Below are 22728 nucleotides of genomic sequence, written 5' to 3' on the forward strand. Positions count from 1 at the left end.
GACACTTCGCTTTAGACAACCACTTTCGTAGGAAGCAGAGACAATGACGACGATCGCCTTCCTCGGCCTCGGCAACATGGGTGGCCCGATGGCCGCCAATCTGGTGAAAGCCGGTCACACCGTCCGCGGTTTCGATCCGGTACCCGAGGCGGTGAAGACCGCGCAGGACAACGGCATCGCGACCTTCCCGGCCGCCATCGAGGCCGTGTCCGCCGCCGAGGTCGTGGTGACGATGCTGCCCAACGGCGGCATCGTGAAGAAGCTGTATGACGAGATCCTGCCGGCAACTCCGACCGGAGCCCTGTTCATCGACTCGTCGACGATCTCGGTCGACGACGCGCGGGACATCCACCAGCGCGCCACCGAGCACGGCTTCGCACAGGTCGACGCCCCGGTCTCGGGTGGGGTGAAGGGTGCGGTCGCCGGCACCCTGGCGTTCATGGTCGGCGGCGAGGACGAGGCCTTCGCCGCAGCGCGCACGACCCTGGATCCGATGGCGGGCAAGATCATCCACTGCGGTGCCGCGGGTGCGGGACAGGCCGCCAAGGTGTGCAACAACATGGTGCTCGCCGTCCAGCAGATCGCGGTGGGGGAGGCCTTCGTGCTCGCCCAGAAGCTGGGCCTCGACGACCAGGCGCTCTACGACGTGATCACCGGCGCCACGGGCAACTGCTGGGCCGTCGAGACCAACTGCCCCGTCCCCGGGCCGGTCCCGACCTCGCCGGCGAACAACGACTTCAAGCCGGGTTTCGCGACCGCCCTGATGAACAAGGACCTCGGTCTCGCGATGGACGCCGTCGCCAGCACCGGCGCCCGTGCGCCGCTGGGTACCCACGCCGCACAGCTCTACCGCGGCTTCGCCGAACAGCACGCGGACCTCGACTTCAGCGCGATCATCACGTCGCTGCACTAGGTCGTTCGCCGACCTCACGAGATCCGTATGACGTTGTGCCCGGTTTCCGGGCACAACGTCATACGCGTTTCAGGCGGCCGCTCGTCGGAGCACGGCCCTGACGTCCGCGGCGACCTGGGCGGGCCGGTCGACGAGGTCGGTCCACGTGAAGTTGAGGACAGTCCATTCGTTGGCGGTGAGCAGGTTGCGCTTGGTGCGGTCGCGCTGGAAGGCCGCGGCGTCGCGGTGGAAGGAGAAGCCGTCGATTTCGACTGCGACCTTCCTGTCGGGAAAGGCGAAATCGATGACGTAGCCGTAGGCGGGCATGTTCGGCATCCAGCCGGAGATCCCAGCGGCAGTCAGCAGTTCGGTGGTGAGTCGTTCGGCTTCCGATCGTGCTCCGTCGCCGAGGAGTTTCAGATAGGCAGCGACGCGCGGTGCTCCGTGCCGGTTGGGGTAGCGGTCGTGGGCGGCGCGGAGAGCGTCGAGGGTGACGCGGGTGCTGAGTAGTGCTGAATCGAGGATGCTGATCCCGAGGTCGAGGGAGGCGTCGAGGACGGTCAGCGCGGCGCTCGTTGTTCGGAGACCTTGATGCTCGGTGATGTCGTCGTCGTGTAGTCGCCGAAACCTGACCACCGCGGTCGCGGACGAGCGTCGGGCGCTGCCGCGGGTCGGGGTGTAGACGAGGTGTTTTCGGGGTTCGGTGTCGTGCAGTCCGAGCCACCAGGCGGCCGCTGGTCCGCCGAGTACCGCCATGTTGTGCACCGACAGGACCGCGATGCGGGCTTGAGCCCGGGCTGTGCGGTGGTGCCCGGCGACGAGGTACACCCCGCGTGCTATCGATTTCCACTCCCCGGCGGCGACTTTGCGTTGGATCGTCGACGAGCTCACCCCGCAGTCGCGCGCTTCTCTGGTGGAGAACACGCCGTCCCGGCGGGCGGTCATTTCGGTGAGGTCCATGGAGTTTCGACGCTGCCGATCGCCGCGTGGTTCCATCGCCGAGCAGCTATGCGAATCCGTATGACGTCGAACCCGGATTCCGGGCACGACGTCATACGGATTCCGCGCGCCGATTCAGAAGTCCCCGTTGTGCTTGCGGAGTGATTGGATGGCGCCGACGAGGCCGGTCATCTCGTCATCGGACATGCCGACGTTGCCGAACACCTCGCGGTTGAGGGTCTCCGTGGCGTCGCCCACCGTCTTGCGGCCGAGGTCGGTGATCTCGACGAGCGTGGTACGTCCATCGGTGGGGTGCGGGACGCGGCGGACGAGCCCGCCCTCCTCGAGGCGACGGATCGCGTGAGTCACGCTGGTCACGTGGACCTGGAGCCGGTCACTGGCCTTGGTGATCGGCAGGGACCCTTGACGCGAGAACGCCAGCAGTCGGAGCAGTTCGAAGCGGGAGAAGCTGAGATCGAACGGACGCAGGGCGGCCTCGACACGGGCGAGCAGGATCTGATGGGCGCGCATCACCGACGTCACCGCGACCATGCCGTCGGCCACCTCGCCCCACCCCGCCTGGGTCCAGTTCTCCCGTGCTTCGGCGATGGGGTCGAAATCCATGCTGCGCCCTGCCATACCGACACCCTAGTGGGGTGTCTCCGAAGGAGGCGAGACGTACCGATGGTGCGCGTGCCCTCGTCCGGCCGGTCAGGCACCAGGAGTTCGCCATCCGTCGATGATGGCCGTCGCCGCGGCCATCGGGTCGGCGCCGGCCGGGTAGTTGCCGGACAGGAGCAGCGTCGCGGTCCCGTGCACCTGTGCCCACAACGATGCGACGACGGTGTCGATGTCCGCGGCGCGGAGTGCGCCCGAGGAGATGGCTCGCTCGACTCCCTCGCGCAACGGCGTGATCGCACGGGTCGCGGCCGAGCGGGTTTCCTCGGTGCGCTCGACCCCGGCGAGCACGTCCCCGAACATCAGCTCGTAGAGGCGCGGATTCTCGAGCGCCCACCCGACGTAGGCGACCCCTAGGCCGGCGAGCGTCGCCGGGTCGGTTGCGGCGACGCTCGCGGAGCGCTGGGCCCGCGCGAACGAATCGAAGGCCCGCACCAGGATCGCCCGGGACAGGCCCTCCTTGTTGCCGAACAGCGAGTAGACGGCGGTGGTGGAGGTGTCGGCGGCGCGAGCGACCTCCCGCACCGACAGCGCACCGATGCCCTCGGCGGCCACCATGCGAACCGCCTCGTCGAGGAGCCGGACACGGACGTCTTCGGTGTGGGATCGGGGTCTTGCCATGTCCGCAATCGTTTCATAACATCGTTTCGTAACAACGTTACGAAACGTCCTGGAGGTCTCATGTCCGCTCGCCGAGCCGCCCGCATGACCAACGACACCCCGCCCCCGGGCACGACGGTGTTCTTGATCGGGATGCGGGTGACGCGACCCTGGCGGGTCCGCGCCTGGCTGCCGGTGCTGACGTCGATGTCCCGGATGCTGATCCACCTCCGGCGCCGACCGGATGCGGGCATGCTCGACGCGCGCCTCTATCTGGGCGGTTCGCCGATGGTGTTGTCGTACTGGCGCAGCGCCGACGATCTCCGACGGTTCGCGTCCGACCCCGACGCCCCGCATCTGTCCATGTGGCGGTGGTTCAATCGCGAGCTCGCCGACACCGATTCGGTCGGGATCTGGCACGAGACCTATGTCATCGGCGAACACGAGACCATCTCGAGCGGGATGCCCCCGCAGGGCCTGGCCCGGGCGGTCGGGTGGCACCCCGTGGGGCCGGGGACCGCAACCGCCTCGGCTCGGTTGACGCGCAACCGGCCGGCCCCGCAACGTGGCTGACCCAGGGCAGTTGCGTTCGCTTTTTCTCATTCATCAGTCGTGTCGTCTCAGCGAATGACGTCGACGATCATCTGGTTCCGAGTCGTCGACATCGGGGCCGGTTTCCCGATGGTCCGGTTCGGCGCCAAACGCTGAACATGGATAAACAATTCGTTAGCAATGACACCTAAAGATGATCCGTCCATTCTGGGCGATTTGCGTGAGAAGGGCGTGATGGACCGATTGATCGGTCGCCCCAAAGAACAACTGCTGCTTGTGGTTCGACAGCCTCCGTGTGAGTAATGAATCCACATTCGCTCTTCGAAAGAGTTGATCTGAAAATCAGAGACACGGGCGAAAATCCACGCCTTTCGGAAAACTCATCCGAATGAACCATCGAATTCTCCGTGACCATTCTGAGACGTTTTATCGCTGGTCATTACTTCGACTTTACTGACGTTTTACCTTTGCCGAAAAGGGATGTCGGCGAAAGTTAATCGGGAGTATGGTCCGATTTGTCGACGGGGCGACAGCTCTCCAGGGGGGCTTATCTGGCTTGATCTCGCGCGGGTTGTGAATTGTCCATCCCGTGGTCTGCGGGGGGCGCCCGGGTGGTCCTGATACCCGGACGAGTGCGATCGATACGAACGCATGGAGGCCACGTGACCATCTCAGACAAGGATCTCGTCACCCCGTCCGCGCATTCCTCGTCGACCCGGATGCCGGCCGATGACCATCCCACGGAGACGACCGGGGCCGCCACGTCGGCGAGACCGGATCCCGGTGTGGACTCACTTCCGTTGTCCGCCGCGCAGCGCGGCATCTGGTTCGCCCAGCATGTGGCCGGTGACCTGCCGATCTCGGTGGCACAGTACGTCGACATCGACGGCGAACTGGACACCGAGTTGCTGACGGAGGTCTGCCTGATCACCGGGCGGGAGTTCGGCTCGGGGCACCTGCGCCTGGTCGTCGTCGATGGCGAACCGCGGCAATACGTCGCCTCCCAGAGCGCTCCGGTGAGCACCGTGGATCTGCGCGGCGAGGCCGATCCGACCGCGACAGCGCACCGGTTGATGCTGCTCGACTACACGAGACCGCTCGACCTGCTCACCGACGACCTGATGACGAGCATCGTCTACCGCGTCGGGGACGCGCACTACATGTGGTACCTGCGGGCGCACCACATCGCGCTCGACGGATTCGCCGCGGTGACGATGGTCCGGCGGATCACCGAGCTGTACAACGCGGCCGTTCGCGGCGATCCCGCGCCGCCGTCGAAGGCGAGCGACATCGCCGACATCATCGCCCAGGACGCGTCCTACCCCGGGTCGACTCGTCACGACAACGACCGCAGGTACTGGATCGACCATCTCGACGGCGCCCCGCCGGTCGTGACCCTCGCCGGCCGGCACGGCAAGCCGACGCTGCACCCGATCCTCGTGAGCGCGCCGATTCCCGCGGAGACGGCCGCGCTCCTCGATGCGGCCGCGCAGGAGGGAGGTGGCGTGACCCCGGTGGTCGTCGCGGCGTTCGCCGGGTACCTCGCGCGGATGACCGGCAGTGCCGAAGTCCTTCTCAGCCTTCCGGTCTCGGGTCGCCACTCCGCCGTGCTGCGCCGGTCGGGCGGCATGGTGGCCAACGTCGTGCCGCTCCGTGTGCCGGTCGCCGGCCGCACGCTCGGCGACGTGGTGACCTCCGTGCAGGGGGAGTTGCTGAGTGCGCTGCGGCGGCAGCGGTACCGGCAGGAGGACATCTTCGCGGACATGGGGATGGCCCGAGACGAGTCGGCGTCCTTCGGGCCGGCGGTGAACCTCATGATGGTCGACAGCGAGGTCGTGCTGGGTGAGGTCACCGGGCGGTTGCACGTGTTGACCTCGGGTCCGACGTCCGATCTGTTCGTCAACATCTACCCGGGCGCGGGAAAGAGCAGCACGCACATCGACTTCCAGGGCAACCCGAACATCTACACCCCGGACGAGCTCACCGGGCACCACCGTCGCTTCCTGATGTTCCTGCACGCCTTCCTCGGCGGGGCGTCCGACGATCGCGTGGGACAGCTCTCGTTGCTCGACGAGCATGAGCGGGCGACCTTGCTCCCCGTGCGGGGCGCGCGTTGCGCCCCGCCGCGGGTACTCGCCGACATTCTCGCCGAAACCGTTGCACGGCACGGAGAGTCGACTGCAGTGTGCGCGTCCGGGCGTTCGATGACGTATCGCGAACTCGACGCCGCCTCGTCGCGACTCGCGCGGCGCCTGCTCGCTGCGGGCTGCGCTCCGGAGGAGTCGGTCGCCATCCTGCTGCGACGGTCTCTGGGCACCGTCGTGGCCGTCTGGGCGGTGGCGAAGACCGGTGCCGCGATCGTGCAGGTGGATCCGGAATACCCGCGTAAGCGCATCGAGCACATCTTCGCCGACAGCGGTGCCCGTGCGGCGATCACCGTCGACGAGTTCGCCGAGCGGGTGCCCCCGTCGGCTGTCCGGATCGACCTCGGCGACCTCTCGCCCGACGGGAACACCGACGGCGCCTCGGGCGGCGGCTTCGACGACTCGCCGGCTCCGTCGCGGGTCCGGCTCGAGAACGTCGCGTACATGACCTACACGTCCGGTTCGACCGGCGTGCCGAAGGGCGTGCAGGTCACCCACTCCGGGTTGGCGAGTCTCATCGCCGATCGCACCCGCGCCTATGGCCTCGCGCCGGCGTCCCGGGTCTCCTACGCGCTCTCCCCGAGCTTCGACGCGTCGATGGAACAGCTGCTGACCTGCTTCGCAACCGGATCCGCCCTGGTGATTGTGCCTCCGGAGGTGATCGGCGGCGAGCGGCTCACCCAGTTGCTCGCCGAGGAGGAGGTCACCCACCTGACCCTCACGCCCGCGATGCTGGCGACCATCGAGCCGGAGTCGCTGACCCGAATGCAGACCGTCGTCGTCGGCGGCGACCGATGCGCACCGCACGTGGTCGAACGGTGGACCCGGTCGGCGACGATGATCAACGAGTACGGGCCGACCGAGTCGACGATCACGGCGGCGAGTGCGGTGGTCGAGCCCGATGCAGACGTCACGGTGGGCGGCCCCATCCGCGGTACGTCGGTGATGGTCCTCGACCACGCACTGCAACCGGTGCCGATGGGAACCGCAGGCGAGCTGTACCTCGCCGGCCCGGGGCTGGCTCGCGGCTACGCGCGCCTGCCCGGTCAGACCGCGGCACGTTTCGTGGCCCACCCGCACGGCGCGCCGGGCGAACGGATGTACCGGACCGGCGATCTCGCCCGCTGGGTCGGGGCGGGGACCGCGCCGTCGCTGGAGCTGTTGGGCCGCACCGACTTCCAGCTGAAGATCCGTGGGTACCGGATCGAGCCCGGTGAGATCGACGCCGCTCTCACCGGGCACGCCCAGGTGGACCAGTCCGTCACCGTGCCCGCGCTCAACCTCGCCGGCGCGACCGTCCTGGCGTCGTACGTGGTGCCGGCGACGGGACAGCGGGTCGAACCGGCGGAGCTGGAGCGATTCGCACGCGAGTGCCTGCCGCCGCATCTGGTCCCGTCCGTCATCACGATCCTCGACGCCCTGCCGCTGAATGCGTTCGGCAAGGTCGACCGACGAGCCCTGCCCGCGCCCGTGTTCGCATCCGCGCGATCGGGGCGGCCGCCGTCGACTCCCCGGGAATACCGACTGGCGCAACTCTTCTCCGAGGTACTCGGGGTCGTCGAGGTGGGTGCCGACGACAGCTTCTTCGTCCTCGGCGGCGACAGCATCCTGTCCATCCAGCTCGTGGCGCGGGCGAAGGCGAGCGGGCTCGCGTTCACGACCCAGGATGTGTTCGAGCACAAGACCGTCGCCGCGCTGGCCGCGATGGCTTCCGATGTCTCCGACGACGACGGACTGCGCGAGTTGCCCGGCGGCGCCGTCGGCTCCATCCCGCTGTCGCCGATCATGCACGCGATGCTCGAACGCGGTCCCATCGACCGCTTCGGACAGGCCGCGCTGGTCGAACTCCCGGACGCCGCCGGGCGCGACGAACTGGTGCGCACACTGCGCGCGGTGCTCGACCGGCACGACATCCTCCGGGCCACGCTGGTCGACGATCTCGCCGACCAACCCCACCTGGTGGTCCGCCCACCCGGTGCGGTCGACGCCGACGAGGCGCTCGAGCACGTCTGGCTCGACCGACGGGACGCCGACGAGATCGACCGCCACCTCCAGGCCGCGGCCGATCGCCTCGACCCACGCGCCGGCGTCCTCGTGCGGTTCGTGTGGTTGCAGCACCCCGACCGCACCGCGCCCGACCTGATGTGGCTGGTCATCCACCATCTGGCCGTCGACGGGGTCTCCTGGCGCATCCTCCTCGCCGACCTCGTCACCGCCTGGCACCAGATCCGCGGAGGCGCGCTGCCCGACCTCGGCCTGCCGACGACGTCGGTCCGCCGTTGGGTCCACGGCCTCGTCGAGCAGGCACCCGTGCGCACCGCGGCCGAACTCGACCGATGGACGGAGATCCTCGAGCCCGGCGACCGGTTGCTCGGGCGCCGCGCGCTCGACCCGGATCGGGACATCGTCGCCACCGCCGGACGCATCCGGATGCGGATTCCGGCGGATGTGACCGAGGCGGCGCTCACCACCATCCCCGCGCGCTTCCACGGCGGTGCCAACGATTCGTTGCTGGCCGCGCTGGCCCTGGCGCTCGCGCACTGGCGACGTCGGCGCGGGCAGGCCGACGGCAGTGAGTTGATCGCCCTCGAAGGCCACGGTCGCGAGGAGGCCGCGGTACCCGGCGCGGACCTCACTTCGACGGTGGGGTGGTTCACCTCTCGCTTCCCGGTCCGGCTCGAGTTGCACGGCGTCGACGTCGAGGACGCCCTCACCGGTGGTCCGTCGGCCGGACTGGCGATCAAGCAGATCAAGGAACAGCTGCGGGCGGCACCCGACCACGGGATCGGCTACGGCATGATCCGATATCTCGACCCGGCCGGCCGCGACGAACTGGGCGACCGGCCCGAACCCCAGATCAGCCTCAACTACCTGGGCCGGATGGGGACCGGCGAGCACACCGGTCCGTGGATGCCGGCGCGCGATTTCGACGCGTTGGTCGGGACCGGGCACCCGTGGATGGCGTTGCCCGCCATCATCGACATCAATGCGATCGCCGAACCGGGTTCGGCCGGCGTCGAACTCGACGTCGGCTGGGAGTACGCCGCGCGGGTGCTCGACCGGGTCGACGTCGAGGAGCTGGCCGGCCTGTGGGTGCAGGCCCTGAAGGGTCTCGCCCAGCACGTCCGGTCCGGGACGGCCGGCGGCCACACGCCGTCGGACTTCCCGCTGGTCTCGACCACCCAGGCCGACATCGATCACTGGACCGCCGCCCATCCGTCGATGGTCGACGTGTGGCCGCTGACCGCGCTGCAGTCCGGACTGCTGTTCCACGCGATTTACGACGACGCCGCCGACGGGTACACGGTGCAGGCCGAACTGCGACTCGGCGGACGGCTCGAACCGGACCGGATGCGTCGGGCGGCGCAGGCGCTGTTCGCCCGGCACGACAGTCTCCGCGTCGCATTCGTCGAGACCGGCGCCGGGCCGCGGCAGATCCTGCTCGACGACGTGACCGTCGACTGGTCGGACTCCGACCTCACCGGGATCGCCGACGCCGACGACCGGGACCGTGCACTGCGTCATCTCATCGCCGGGTCGGCGGCCCCCTTCGACCTGGCTCGGCCGCCGCTGCTCCGTTTCCACCTGATCCGGTTGACGCACGACACCGAGAACCCGGGTGGCGACGAGTTCCTGCTGTCGATCACCAACCATCACATCGTCCTCGACGGATGGTCGATGCCCGTCATCATCTCCGAACTGCTGCAGCTGTACTTGGCCGACGATGACGCCGACGGCGCTGCCGTACTTCCCGCACCCCGGACGTTTCGGGACTACCTGCAGTGGCTGCACACCCGCGATCACGACGCCACGACACGCGCGTGGCAGGAGACCCTGGCCGGCATCGAGAGTCCGACGCGACTGACCGGCGCCGCGGAGCGCGACGCGACGGCCGAGGTAGACGAGGCCGCGCTCGATCTCGACATCGCGACGACGGAGGCGATCGCGGGTCTCGGGCGCGCCCACGGGGTGACCGCGAACACCTCGATCCAGGTGGCGTGGGCGATGCTGCTCTCGATCATGACGGGCCGATCCGACGTGGTCTTCGGCAACACGGTGTCCGACCGTCCCGCCTCCATCCCGGGCATCGAGCGGATGATCGGCCTGTTCATCAACACCCTCCCGGTGCGCATCCGGCTCGACCCGGACGAGCGGGTGATCGACCTGCTCACGAGAGCGCAGTCCGAGCAGGCGGCGATGCTCGGTCACCGCGACATCGGCCTCGCCGAACTCCAGCGGGTGACCGGGGTGGCCGACATGTTCGACACCGCCACGGTGCTGGAGTCGTACCCGGTCGACCCGGACGAGATCAACCGCATGCTCGGCGACGCGGGACTGCGATGGAACGGCCTGGCCGCCCACGACGCGACCCCGTACCCGGTCAGCCTCCAGGTCACGCCACCCCGGCCCGGACGGGCCGACCAACCGGCCGCCGATCGGCCCGGCACCTACGAACTGGTGGTGAAATACGCCGTCGACCGCCTCGACCGGGAGTCCGCCGAGGTCCTGCTCGAGCGGTTCGTGCTGCTGCTGCGCCAGATCGCCGCCGAACCGGGCCGCAAGGTCGCCACGCTCGCATCCTGTTGGGACACCGAACGATCCGCCCTCTGTCCGATCGAGGGGCCGCCCGCCGTGTCGCCCCGCCTACTCCGGGACATCCTCGCCGACACCGCGCGACGACACCCCGAGGCACCGGCGGTGCGCGCCGACGGCGTCACGATGACATATCGCGAACTCGTGCGCCGCAGCAACCGGCTCGCCGACGAGCTCGCCGCCCGCGGCGCCGGACCGGAGACCTCGGTGGCCCTGGCGATCCCGCGGTCGGCCGCGCTCATCGTGGCGATCTGGGCGGTCGCCCGGACCGGAGCGGCCTTCGTCGCCGTCGACCCGGGCAATCCGGCCTACCGCATCGCCGAACTGCTCGCCGACGCGCGGTCCACGATCGGGGTGACCGTCGACGCCGTCGTCCCGAACCTCCCGGACACCGTCGAGTGGCTGACCCTCACCGGACCCGGCTCGCTCCCGCTCGGTACCGACGACTCGCTCCCGCTCGGTACCGGGGACCCGCTTTCGCTCCGGCCGGACAACGCGGCCTATCTGATCTTCACGTCCGGCTCCACCGGCCGGCCTAAGGCCGTCCACGTCACCCACCGCGGCCTCGCCGACCTGGTGGTCGAGTACGCGGAATCCTTTGCGGTGAAACCGGATTCGACGGTCCTGCAGGTCGCGTCCCCCGGCTTCGACGCCTGCGTGTCGGAGGTGTTGGTCGCGCACAGCGCCGGCGCCTGCCTGGTCGTCGCGCCGCCGGAGATCTACGGCGGTTCCGACCTCGAGGACCTGCTGCGGACCGAGCGGGTGTCCCACGCCATCATCACGCCGACGGTGCTCAACACGATGGACCCGTCACGTCTGCCGGAGCTGCGGATCGTCGCGGTGGTCGGCGAGGCGACGGGCGCGGACATCGTCACTCGGTGGTCGCCGGGTCGTCGGCTGATGAACCACTACGGACCCACCGAGACCACGATCTGGGCGACCGGCGCCGACGATCTCCGGCCCGGGGAGCCGGTGACGATCGGGGAACCGATCCGGGGAGTCTCGGCGTTCGTGCTCGACACCTGGTTGCGGCCGGTGCCGGTCGGAGTGGTCGGCGAACTCTACCTCGGTGGTCCCGGCCTGGCGCGTGGCTACTTCGACCGCGCAGGCGTCACCGCGACGAGGTTCGTGGCCGATCCCATACGCTCCGCCGGCGAACGCCTCTACCGCACCGGCGATGCCGTGCGCTGGATTCGCACGGACGGCGCCCTGCGGCTGGATTATCTGGGGCGCAACGACCAGCAGGTGAAGGTCCACGGCCTGCGCATCGAGACCGGGGACATCGACGCCCATCTCGCGCGGATCGCCGGCGTCGCGCAGGCGGCGACCGTGCTCCAGCGCGGACCGGCGGGTCGTCCGGTCATCGTGTCCTACGTCGTGGGGACGCCGGACGAGCCGATGGACGTGCATGCGTTGCACGACGACCTCGCGAACACCCTGCCGCATTACATGGTTCCCGCAGCGATCGTCGAGCTGGAGTCGATGCCGGTCACCCGGTCGGGGAAGGTCGACACGAAAGCGCTGCGGCAGTGCGAGTTCCGTGCCGAGAGCGGAGGCGGCCGCCCGCCGGAGACACCGGCCGAGCGCGTCATCGCCGCACTGTTCGCCGAGGTACTGGAGCTCGACGACGTCACCGCCGACGACAACTTCTTCACGCTCGGGGGCGACAGCATCGTCTCGATGCAACTGGTCGCGGCGGCGAAGGCCGCCGGACTATCGCTCACTCCCCGGGCGGTCTTCGAGGCGAAGACCGTCGCCGCGCTCGCCGAGATCGCCACCACCGCCTCCGCGACCGGCGACCCCGCCACCGGTTCGGTCGTCGAACAGGCGGTCACCGAGCAGGATTCGCCGCTCGTCGATCTTCCCGACGACGATCTCGACCGGCTGCGGAACGACTACCCCAGGCTGTCGGACGTCTGGCCGTTGTCGCCAACGCAATCGGGTATCCACTTCCACTCGACCCTCGATCCCGATGCAGTGGACACCTACACCGTGCAGTCGACGATCGCCCTCTCCGGCCCGGTCGACGCCGGCCTGCTGCGCCGCGCCGCGCAGGCGCTCGTGGACCGCCACGACGTCTTGCGGACGGCCTTCGTCGAGACGTCGCGTGGCCCGCGGCAGGTCGTCGTCGACGGCGTCGAGGTGCGCTTCCGGACAGTCGATCTCACCATTGCCGCGGACCGCGGGGCCGCCCGGCGGGTCGCCGCCGACGACGCCGCCGCCGGTTTCGATCTGACCGAACCCTCGCTGATCCGATTCACCCTCGTGCGGCTCGACAGCGACCACTTCGCCCTGCACGTCACCAACCATCACGTGATCCTCGACGGCTGGTCGATGCCCCTGCTGCTCGGCGAACTGCTCCACTATTACGGCGACCCGGGGCAGATCGGCGCATGCCGGCCGGCAGCCTCGTACCGGGACTACCTCGCGTGGCTCGGCAAACAGGATCAGGACGCCTCGACGGCCGCATGGGCGCAGGCCTACGCCGACGTCGACGGACCCACCCGCGTGACCCGACTCGGCGCCGCGACCACCGTGTTCGACGCCGGTGAGGTCATCGCCGAGCTGCCCGGGCAGGAGTATGCGCGTCTGCGGTCGGCCGCCGCGGAGTCCGCGGTGACGGTAGGGACCGCGTTGTCCGCGGCGTGGGCCCTCGTCCTGCGAACCCTCACCGGCGACACCGATGTGGTCCTGGGCTCCGCGGTCGCCGGACGGCCACCGGAGCTGCCCGGCGTCGACCGGGCGCTGGGGATGTTCCTCAGCACGGTACCGATCCGGGTCCGTCTCGAACCGTCGATGTCATTGCGCGAGTTGCTGGTTCATGTGCAGGACGCGAACGCGCTGGTCCTGGACCACCACTACGTCGGACTCCCGGCCATCCACCGCGCGGTGGGCCGGTCGGATCTGTTCGACACCGCACTGGCCTTCCAGTCGTTCCCGCTGCGCGAGGACGCACTGCAACACTTGGTCACCGCGGCGGGCTTGCACGTCGACAGCGTCACCGGGCTCGACGCCACGCCCTACCCGTTGAGCGTCGTCGTGGCGCCGAAGATCGACGGCGGCGAGGGGGAACCGGGACTCGGCATCACCGTGCGGTTCCATCGGGACGAGTTCGACGAGAGTCGCGCACGGGAGATCGTCGACCACTTCGTGGAATGTCTCGCCCGCATCGCCGATGAGCCGGGTTCGCGCCTCGGCGCACTCCGTCACATCGGGCACGAGGCAGGCGCCGGTCGGATCGACGCGAAGACGGAACCGGCCACCCTGCTCGACATCCTCACCGCCGCAGCCGGTCAGGCGCCCGATGCGATCGCGGTGACCTGCGGCGAGCGGTCGCTGTCGTACCGGCAGCTGGACGCCGAGTCCGATCGCCTGGCGCGACAGATCTCGCGGCGGGCGCGGTCCGGCGTCGTGGCATGCGCACTGCCGCGGTCCGTCGAGGCGGCGATCGCGATCTGGGCGGCGGCCAAGGCGGGAGTGCCGTTCCTGCCGCTGGATCCGAACCTGCCCGCCGAACGCATCGAGTTCGTGCTGGCCGACGCCGCCGCCGGGTTGGGGATCACCGTCGGCGCGCGCCGGGCCGCACTGCCCGACAGCATCGATTGGCTCCTCGTCGACGAACTGCGGACGGACGGCCCCCAGTCGAACGAAGGCGGCGGCTCCCCCCGCTCCCTGAGGAGCGAGCTTGCGAGCGTCTCGAAGGGTCGCTCCAGCAATCCGGGCACCGACGTCGAACAAGGCGGCCCGATCCGGCTCGGGGACACCGCCTACCTGATCTACACGTCCGGTTCCACCGGCACGCCCAAGGGCGTCGTCGTCTCCCACCGCGGACTCGCGCCGGTGGTCGCGGCGCAGCGCGCGGTACTCGGCGTCGACCAGTCGTCGAATGTGTTGCAGGTGGCCTCACCGAGCTTCGACGCCTTCGTGTTCGAACTCCTGATGGCCCACGGCTCCGGGGGACGTCTCGTGGTCGCGCCACCCGATGTCTACGGCGGTCCCGAGCTCGCGAATCTGATTCGGCGCGAGAAGGTCTCGCATGCCGTCCTGACCCCGTCGGCACTGGCCACCGTCCCGGCCGACGGTCTCGACACGCTGCGCGTACTGGCGACCGCGGGTGAACCGGTCGGGCCCGAGTTGGTCTCACGGTGGGCCGACGGCCGGAACATGATCAACCTGTACGGGCCGACCGAATCGACCATCTGGGCCACCGCCGGCACGCCGCTGCGGGCGGGTGATCCGATCACGATCGGGACAGCGGTGGGACCGGTCGGCACGATGGTGCTCGACACGTGGATGCGTCCGGTTCCGCAGGGCGTCGTCGGCGAGTTGTACCTCGTCGGCCCCGGCCTGGCCGACGGTTATGTCGGCCGGCCCGCGACGACGGCGGCGCGGTTCGTGGCCTGCCCCGCCGACGCGCCCGGAACCCGGATGTACCGGACGGGCGACCTCGTCCGGGTCTCCCGGTCCGGTGCACTGGAGTATGTGGGACGCAACGACTTCCAGGTGAAGGTGCGCGGCACCCGGGTAGAGGTGGGCGAGATCGACGCGCGCCTCGGATCGCGCGCCGACGTCGCCTACGCCGTGACCGTCCCGCGTGGCGGGAACGGAACGCCGCACTGTCTGGTCTCCTACGTGACCGCCACCGCGGGGGCGTCGCTCTCCGGTGACGAACTACGTGCGTCGCTGGAGCGATCGCTGCCCGCGTACATGGTCCCGGCCGCGGTGGTCGTGCTGGACGAGATACCCCTCACGCCGACCGGCAAGCTGGATCGGAGTCGCCTGCCCGAACCGGTGATCGCCCCGCGTGGGTTCCGTGCACCGTCCGGCCCGGCCGAGTCCGCCGTGGCGCACGTCTTCCAGGACGTCCTCGGCGTGCCGCGCGTGGGCGCCGACGATGACTTCTTCGCCCTGGGTGGCGACTCGCTGACCGCCTCGGTGGTGACGGCGCGGCTGGGTGCGGAACTGGGAGTACGGGTTCCGCTGCGGTCGGTGTTCGACGCGCCCGGCGTCGCGGCACTGGCGGAGCTGGTTGGGTCGCTGGGCGACGACCGGCGCACCGCGTTGACGGCAGCCGTTCGCCCGGAGCGCATCCCGTTGTCGCTGGCGCAGCAGCGGATGTGGTTCCTCAATCGGATGGAGCCGGAGTCGCCGGCCTACAACATCCCGGTGGTCCTCGAACTCACGGGGCACCTGGACCTCGCGGCGCTCGGGCAGGCCCTCGACGACGTGGTCGGGCGGCACGAGGTGCTGCGGACGATCTACCCCGACACCGACGGCGAGCCGTGGCAACTCGTCCTCGACCACGCCCCGGTGCTCCTCGAGTCGATGCGGGCATCGGCCACCGAGGTCGAGGACGTCGTCGCCGTATTCGTACGCCGCGGCTTCGACGTGACCGCGTCGGTACCGATGCGTGTGGCCGTGGTCGCGATGGACCCGGACGGCGTGGACGATCCCGATGGCCCGGACAACCGCGACGCACACGACGACCGGGAGGGGACCGACGGGCGTTTCCTGCTCGTCCTCGTGGTCCATCACATCGCCGGTGACGGCCAGTCCATGGCGCCGCTCGCCCGCGATGTGATGACGTCGTACGCCGCCCGCATCGCCGGCGCGGAACCGACCTGGGAACCGCTCGCGGTCCACTACGCCGATTACGCGCTGTGGCAGCGAAACATGCTGGGGAGCGAAGGCGATCCGACCTCGTTGATGCACGCCCAACTGGATTTCTGGCGGTCGACCATGTCGGGTGCCCCGGACGTCCTCGATCTGCCCACCGACCGCCCGCGTCCGCCGGTGGCGACCCTGGCGGGCGGGCAGGTGCCGGTGGCGATCGACGCCCGCCTGCACGGGCAACTCCTGGCCCTCGCGCGGGCACATGGCGCGTCGTTGTTCATGGTCGTGCACGCCGCGCTCGCCGCGGTGCTCGGCCGGTTGAGCGGCGCCGACGACGTCGTGATCGGCACCCCGGTCGCCGGGCGCGGCGAACCGGGACTGGAACCGCTCGTCGGCATGTTCGTCAACACCCTCGCGCTCCGGACCGACCTCGACGCCGCGGAGTCGTTCGCCGGATTGCTCGACCGCGTGCGCGAGGTCGACCTGGACGCCTTCGAGCACTCCGACGTCCCGTTCGAGCGGATCGTCTCCGAACTCAACCCGGAACGGTCCACCGCGCATCATCCGCTGTTCCAGGTCGCGCTCGCCTTCCAGAATCTGTCCGACGTCCATCTCGACCTGCCGGACCTGCGCGTCTCCCGCGCGCAGGCCGACACCGGCATCTGTCAGTTCGACCTCCAGGTGGTCCTCGCCGAGTCCTACACCGAAGACGGCACGCCACAGGGTCTTTCGGGAACCATGATGTTCGCCCGCGATCTCTTCGATCCGGGGACGGTGGCTGGCATCGCCAGTCGGTTGCATCGGGTGCTCGACGCGATCGTCGACGACGCGACAACCCCCGTCGGTGACATCGACTGGCTCGGTGCAACCGAGCGCGCCGAACTGGTGTCGGTGGTGGGACCGGGTGCGGTCGCGGAGCCCGTGCTGCTGCCGGAGATCTTCGCGGCGGCCGTCGTGGCCGACCCGGACGGTGCGGCGGTGATGAGCGGCGGAGTCGAACTGTCCTACGGTGAGCTCGATCGCCGCTCGAATCGGCTGGCACGGTACCTCATCGAGAACGGGGCGGCACCGGAGCGGCCGGTGGCGGTGGCCGTGGAGCGGTCGGCGGAATCGCTGATCGCGTGGTGGGCCGTCGTGAAATCGGGTGCCCCCTATGTCCCGGTGGACCCGCACTACCCGGCAGCGCGCATCGACCAGATGGTATCCGATTCGGCTGCGCCACTCGGGATCACGACTATTGGCTCGCGGCCGGCACTGTCCGGGGCGCTTGAGTGGGTCGTGCTCGACGACCCCGCCACCGTCGCCGAGGTCGCCGAACTGTCGCCGTCGCCGATCCGACAGACCGATCGGGTGTGCCCGGTCCGGCCCGCGAACACCGCCTGGGTCGTCTTCACCTCCGGCTCCACCGGCGTGCCGAAGGGCGTCGCCGTCACGCATGCCGGCGTCGCCGATTACCTCGCCACGCTGCACGTCGACCGTGAGCCCGGAACCAGCCCGCGGGTACTGCATTTCGCCTCTCCCTCGTTCGACGCGTCGCTGCTGGAGATCCTGCTCGCCGTGAGCGCCGCGGCCACCCTCGTCGTGGCGCCCACCGGGATGCGGGGTGGTCGCGAACTGGCCGACTTCCTTCGCGATCACCGGGTCTCCCATGCGTTCGTCACCCCGGCCGCGCTGGCCTCGGTGGACCCGGACGGGCTCGACGACCTGCGGGTCGTGATGTCGGGGGGCGACGAGGTACCGACCGACCTGGTGAGCCGGTGGGTGGGTGCCGATCCGGCTACTGGCCGGGAATTCCGGGTGCTGTACGGCCCCACCGAGACCACCATCGTCGCCACCGCCACTACTCCGCTGCGGGTGGGAGAACGGTCGACAATCGGCACGGCGCTCGCCGGGATGCAGACGCTCGTGCTCGACACCCGTCTGCAGCCCGTGCCGGACGGGGTCGCGGGGGAGCTGTATCTGTCCGGACCCGCGCTCGCGCGCGGCTACCTGAACAGGTCCGGGGTGTCCGCGGCCCGGTTCGTCGCCCACCCCTTCGGCGATGCCGGGGAACGCGCATACCGTACGGGGGACATCGTGCGCCGCAACCACTCGGGCGACCTGGAGTTCATCGGACGCAACGACTTTCAGGTGAAGGTCCACGGCTTTCGGGTCGAGCTCGGGGAGATCGACGCCGCGCTGGCAGAACTCGCTCGGGTGGCCTACGCCGTCACCGTCCCGCGGCACGACTCCGGCATCGGTGTGCGCCTGGTGTCCTACGTGGTGCCCGCGCCGGGCGTCGCCCTCGTCGGTGAGAAACTTCGTGCCGAACTCGGTGAGGTGTTGCCGACGTACATGGTCCCGGCGGCGGTCGTGGTCCTCGACGAGATCCCCCTGACACCCAGTGGGAAGCTCGACCGGCGTGCCCTTCCCGCGCCGGTCGTCACCACCCGGAGTTTCCGAGCCCCGGCCACGCCGGTCGAGGAGATCGTCGCGGGGGTGTTCGCCGACATCCTGTCCGTCGATGCCGCGGTCGGCGCCGACGACGACTTCTTCGACCTCGGCGGCAACAGTCTCGCCGCAACGCGGGTGGTGGCGAGAATCGGTGCGGCGCTTGACACCACGATCCCGGTGTCGGTGATCTTCGAGGCGTCCACGGTGACGCGGCTGGCCGCTCGCGCCGAGTCGCACACGGACACCGGGCGCGTCGACCTGGTGGCACACGAACGCCCGGAGCGGATCCCGCTGTCCTACGCGCAGCAACGCATGTGGTTCCTCAACCGGATCGAACCCGAGTCGCCGGCGTACAGCATCCCGGTCGTGGTACGGCTGTCCGGAAGTCTCGATGTCGACGTCCTCCACCGGGCGATCGGTGACGTCGTCGCCCGCCACGAGATCCTGCGTACCGTCTACCCCTTCGTCGAAGGCGAACCGGCCCAGGTGATCCTGCCCGCTGACACCGTCCCGATGGAGGTCGTCCAGGTTGCGGAATCCGATGTCGATCAGGCGATCGCGGAGTTGATCGCGGCACCGTTCGACCTCACCGCCGGGGCGTCGACCCGGATCGTGCTCTTCGAGCTCGGCGGCGACGAGTGGGTGCTCGCCGTGATCCTGCATCACATCGGCGGTGACGGCTCCTCGTTGGGGCCCCTCGCGCGGGACATCATGACGGCCTACGTCGCGCGTCTGCAGGGCGAGGCGCCCGGATGGGTGCCGTTGCCGGTGCAGTACGCCGACTACGCGATCTGGCAGCGGGCGGTCCTGGGCTCCGAATCGGACCCGAACTCGTTGCTGCGCGCGCAGATCGACTACTGGGCCGAGCAACTGGCCGACACACCGCCGCTGCTCGAACTGCCCACCGATCGACCGCGCACGGCCACCCAGTCCTACGCCGGGGAGTCCGTCGGCCTGACCGTCGACGCCGATCTGCACGCCGGGTTGCAACGGGTCGCCCGCGCCCACAACACGACCCTGTTCATGGTCTTCCATGCCGCGCTGGCCGCCCTGCTCGCGCGGCTCGCCGCGACCGACGACGTCGCCGTCGGGACCCCGTACGCCGGACGCGGGGAACGTGCCCTCGACGATCTGGTCGGGATGTTCGTCAACACGCTGGTCCTGCGCACCCGGGTGCGGAGCGGGATGTCGTTCGCCGAGTTGATCGATGACGTGCGCGCCACCGACCTCGCGGCGTTCGGTCACGCCGACGTCCCGTTCGAACGGCTCGTCTCCGAACTCAACCCGGTCCGCTCCGACGCCCACAACCCGCTGTTCCAGGTGATGCTGGCGTTCCAGAACATCTCGAGCACCGACATCGAACTGCCTGATCTGTCGGTGCGGGCCGTCGAACCGGACACCGGACTCGCCCTGTTCGACCTGCAGGTGACGGTCGCCGACTCCTACGACGCACACGGGGCGCCGGCCGGCATCGCCGGCGGTGTCACCTTCGCGTCCGACCTCTTCGACGCGTCGACCGTGGAGCGGTTCGTCGAACGATTGGTGGCGATGCTCCAGGCGATGACGATCGACGCCGACCGCGCTGTCCACGACGTGGACCTGCTCGACGACGCCGAACGGGCTGCCGCCCTCCAGGGTCCGAACGCGACGTCGCACGAGGTGGACTCCGCCGAGACCCTCGCCTCGATGTTCGCCGCGGCCGCGGTCGCGTACGCCGAGGACACCGCGGTGATCTGCGGGACGGTCTCGCAGACCTACGCCGAGTTCTCCGGTCGGGTGAACCGGCTGGCCCGCTGGATGATCGCACAGGGGGTGGGGCCGGACTCGCTGGTCGCGCTCCGTATGCGACGCTCGCTCGACCAGCTCACGGCGATGTACGCGGTGCACGCCGCCGGCGGTGGCTACGTGCCGATCGACCCGGACCATCCCGCCGAGCGGATCGACTACATGGTCGAGTGCGCCGAGCCGGTGCTGGTGCTGTCCGCACTCGACTCGGTCGACCTCTCGGGGTTCGACGACTCGCCGCTGACCGACGATGACCGGATCACGCCGCTGAACCCGGACGCCCTCGCGTACGTGCTGTTCACCTCCGGCTCCACGGGTCGACCCAAAGGCGTTGCCGTGTCGCATCGTTCGGTGGTCAACCAGCTTCGCTGGATCAGCGCCGAGTATGGGCTGAGCCGATCGGACGTGGTGCTGCAGAAGACTCCCGCGACCTTCGACGTGTCGGTGTGGGAACTGTTCGCGACCCTCTCCGTCGGTGCCCGACTGGTGATCGCGCGACCGGACGGCCACACCGATCCGCGCTACCTGGCCGAGGTCATGTCCACCCATCGGGTGACCATCACCTCGTTCGTGCCGTCGATGCTGGCGGTGTTCGCCGATGCCCTGCCCACCGGCGCGGCGCTGTCGTTGCGGGCCCTGCTCGTCGCGGGTGAGGCCTTCGGGCCCGACGTGGTGGACGCCGCCCGCCGTGCGCTGCCGGAAGTGGAGTTGTACAACCTGTACGGGCCGACGGAGTTCACGGTGCACGCGACCTCCTCCGCGGTGGGGACGGCCGCCGACGGCGCGGTGCCGATGGGGGCGCCGGTGTGGAATGCCCGTGCGTACGTGCTGGACTCGTGGCTGCGTCCGGTGCCGGCGGGGGTGACCGGCGATCTCTACCTGTCCGGGACGCAGGTGGCGCGGGGTTATCACGGACGACCGGCTCTGACCGCCGATCGCTTCGTGGCCGATCCCTTCGCGGCCGGCGCCCGGATGTACCGCACCGGTGATCTGGTGCGGCGTCGCCGAAGCGGTGCGCTCGAGTATCTGGGACGCAGCGACTTCCAGGTCAAGCTCCGCGGGCTGCGCATCGAACTCGGTGAGATCGAGGCGGTCTTCGCCGCGCACCCGGACATAGCCCGCGCGGCGGCCGCGGTCACCTCCACCGACGCGGTCGACTATCTCACCGTCTACCTGGTGCCGGCGGGGGACGTCGGGGGGAGGTCGGTGAACACCGCCGAGGTCACCGCGTTCGCGTCGGCGGCGCTCCCGGGATACATGATGCCGACGGCGGTGATGGTGCTGGACTCGCTGCCGATCACCGCCTCGGGAAAGCTCGACCGGGCGAGGCTGCCGCAGCCGACACGTGACGCCTCGGCGTTCCGCGCACCGTCGTCGTGGCTGGAGACCGAGATCGCGCGGACCTTCGAGCACGTGCTCGGTGTCCCGCGGGTCGGTGCCGACGACGACTTCTACGCGCTCGGCGGCAATTCGCTGCGGTCGGTCCAGGTCGTCAACGACCTCGAGACCGAGTTGCACGTCGAGATCCCGGTCCGGTGGATGCTGTCCGATTCGAGCCCGGCCGACCTGGCCCGGCGGATCGAGGACGGGATGCGTAACGGGTTCGACGTTGCGAGCGGGCCGGGGGACGAGTCGCCGGGCGGGGTGGGCTTCGACGTCTTGCTCCCCATCCGGCCGGAAGGCGAACTGCCGCCGCTGTTCTGCGTCCACCCCGCCTCCGGACTGGCCTGGTGCTACCAGACGCTGAGCCGGCAGGTCCCGCCCGGCCGGCCGGTGTACGGCCTGCAGGCGCCCCAGATCGGTGGCGAGGCACCCGGCCCCACCACGATCTCCGAAATCGCACGCAGGTACGCCGACGAGATCCGGACGGTACAGCCCGAGGGGCCGTATCACCTGCTGGGATGGTCGCTGGGCGGGGTGATCGCGCACGCGGTCGCCGCCGAGATGCGGGCGGCCGGTTCCGAGGTCGCGCTGCTCGCCATGCTCGACACCGAGGCCGACGGTGTCGATTCGTCGGCGATCACCACCGTCACCGCCGGCGAGCTGATCAGCAACCTCGGCCCGGTCCTCGGCATCGACTACGTCAGTGCGGACGCGACCGCCGAACAAGCCGCCGAGCAGATCGCCGAGCGCCTCGGCGCCGGGTTCGGCATCGACGCCGCGACGATCGAGCGGCTGACCGACGCCTACAACCTGTTGATCCGGGCCACCGGTGACTGGCACACGCCGGTCGTCGACACCGACGTGCTCTACTTCACCGCAGTGCGCGATCGGCGACCGGATGCGTTGGGCGCCAACGGATGGGGGCGGTACGTCCGGGGGAGCATCACGAATGTCGACATCGACACCCACCACCTCGGGATGACCGAGGACGAGGCGATCAGACAGATCGCGACCGTCCTCGACGATCATCTGACGCGCGAAAGTGCCTCGCGGAAAGCTGCTTCGGGGTTAGCGTTTTCTCACGATGATCGGTTCACCAACAAGAGATGAGGTCGT

6 protein-coding genes are annotated in these 22728 nt (G+C 69.6%); 3 read left to right on the plus strand and 3 right to left on the minus strand.

Annotated features, from left to right (window positions below):
* Window positions 1-43: 43 nt before the first annotated feature.
* Window positions 44-913 carry a 3-hydroxyisobutyrate dehydrogenase gene (mmsB, locus tag B1818_RS18975; protein ID WP_078113642.1) on the plus strand — a complete coding sequence of 290 codons (870 nt, stop codon included), beginning with the start codon at window positions 44-46 and terminating at the stop codon, window positions 911-913.
* A gap of 69 nt (window positions 914-982) precedes the next feature.
* On the opposite strand, the gene B1818_RS18980 is transcribed toward mmsB, so the two are convergent.
* From B1818_RS18980 to B1818_RS18990, 3 genes are all read right to left on the minus strand, one after another.
* Window positions 983-1852: a type IV toxin-antitoxin system AbiEi family antitoxin domain-containing protein gene (locus B1818_RS18980; RefSeq protein WP_078113657.1), complete on the minus strand. Its 870-nt coding sequence runs from the start codon at window positions 1850-1852 to the stop codon at window positions 983-985.
* Between the two features lie 114 nt (window positions 1853-1966).
* Window positions 1967-2470, minus strand: a complete 504-nt coding sequence (locus B1818_RS18985) for a MarR family winged helix-turn-helix transcriptional regulator (protein ID WP_058253826.1) — start codon at window positions 2468-2470, stop codon at window positions 1967-1969.
* 72 nt (window positions 2471-2542) lie between these two features.
* A complete protein-coding gene (locus tag B1818_RS18990; protein ID WP_078113658.1) occupies window positions 2543-3139 on the minus strand; it encodes a TetR/AcrR family transcriptional regulator in 597 nt (198 codons plus the stop codon).
* A 51-nt stretch (window positions 3140-3190) separates the two neighbouring features.
* Between B1818_RS18990 and B1818_RS18995 the strand changes: the two genes are divergently transcribed.
* Together B1818_RS18995 and B1818_RS19000 are read left to right on the plus strand one after the other, a co-directional pair.
* Window positions 3191-3682 carry a DUF4188 domain-containing protein gene (locus tag B1818_RS18995; RefSeq protein WP_078113659.1) on the plus strand — a complete coding sequence of 164 codons (492 nt, stop codon included), beginning with the start codon at window positions 3191-3193 and terminating at the stop codon, window positions 3680-3682.
* Between the two features lie 641 nt (window positions 3683-4323).
* Window positions 4324-22722 carry an amino acid adenylation domain-containing protein gene (locus B1818_RS19000; protein ID WP_078113643.1) on the plus strand — a complete coding sequence of 6133 codons (18399 nt, stop codon included), beginning with the start codon at window positions 4324-4326 and terminating at the stop codon, window positions 22720-22722.
* The last annotated feature ends 6 nt before the right edge of the window (window positions 22723-22728 follow it).

The sequence above is a fragment of the Gordonia sp. IITR100 genome (assembly GCF_002009645.1).
In the GTDB taxonomy this organism is placed as follows: domain Bacteria; phylum Actinomycetota; class Actinomycetes; order Mycobacteriales; family Mycobacteriaceae; genus Gordonia; species Gordonia hongkongensis.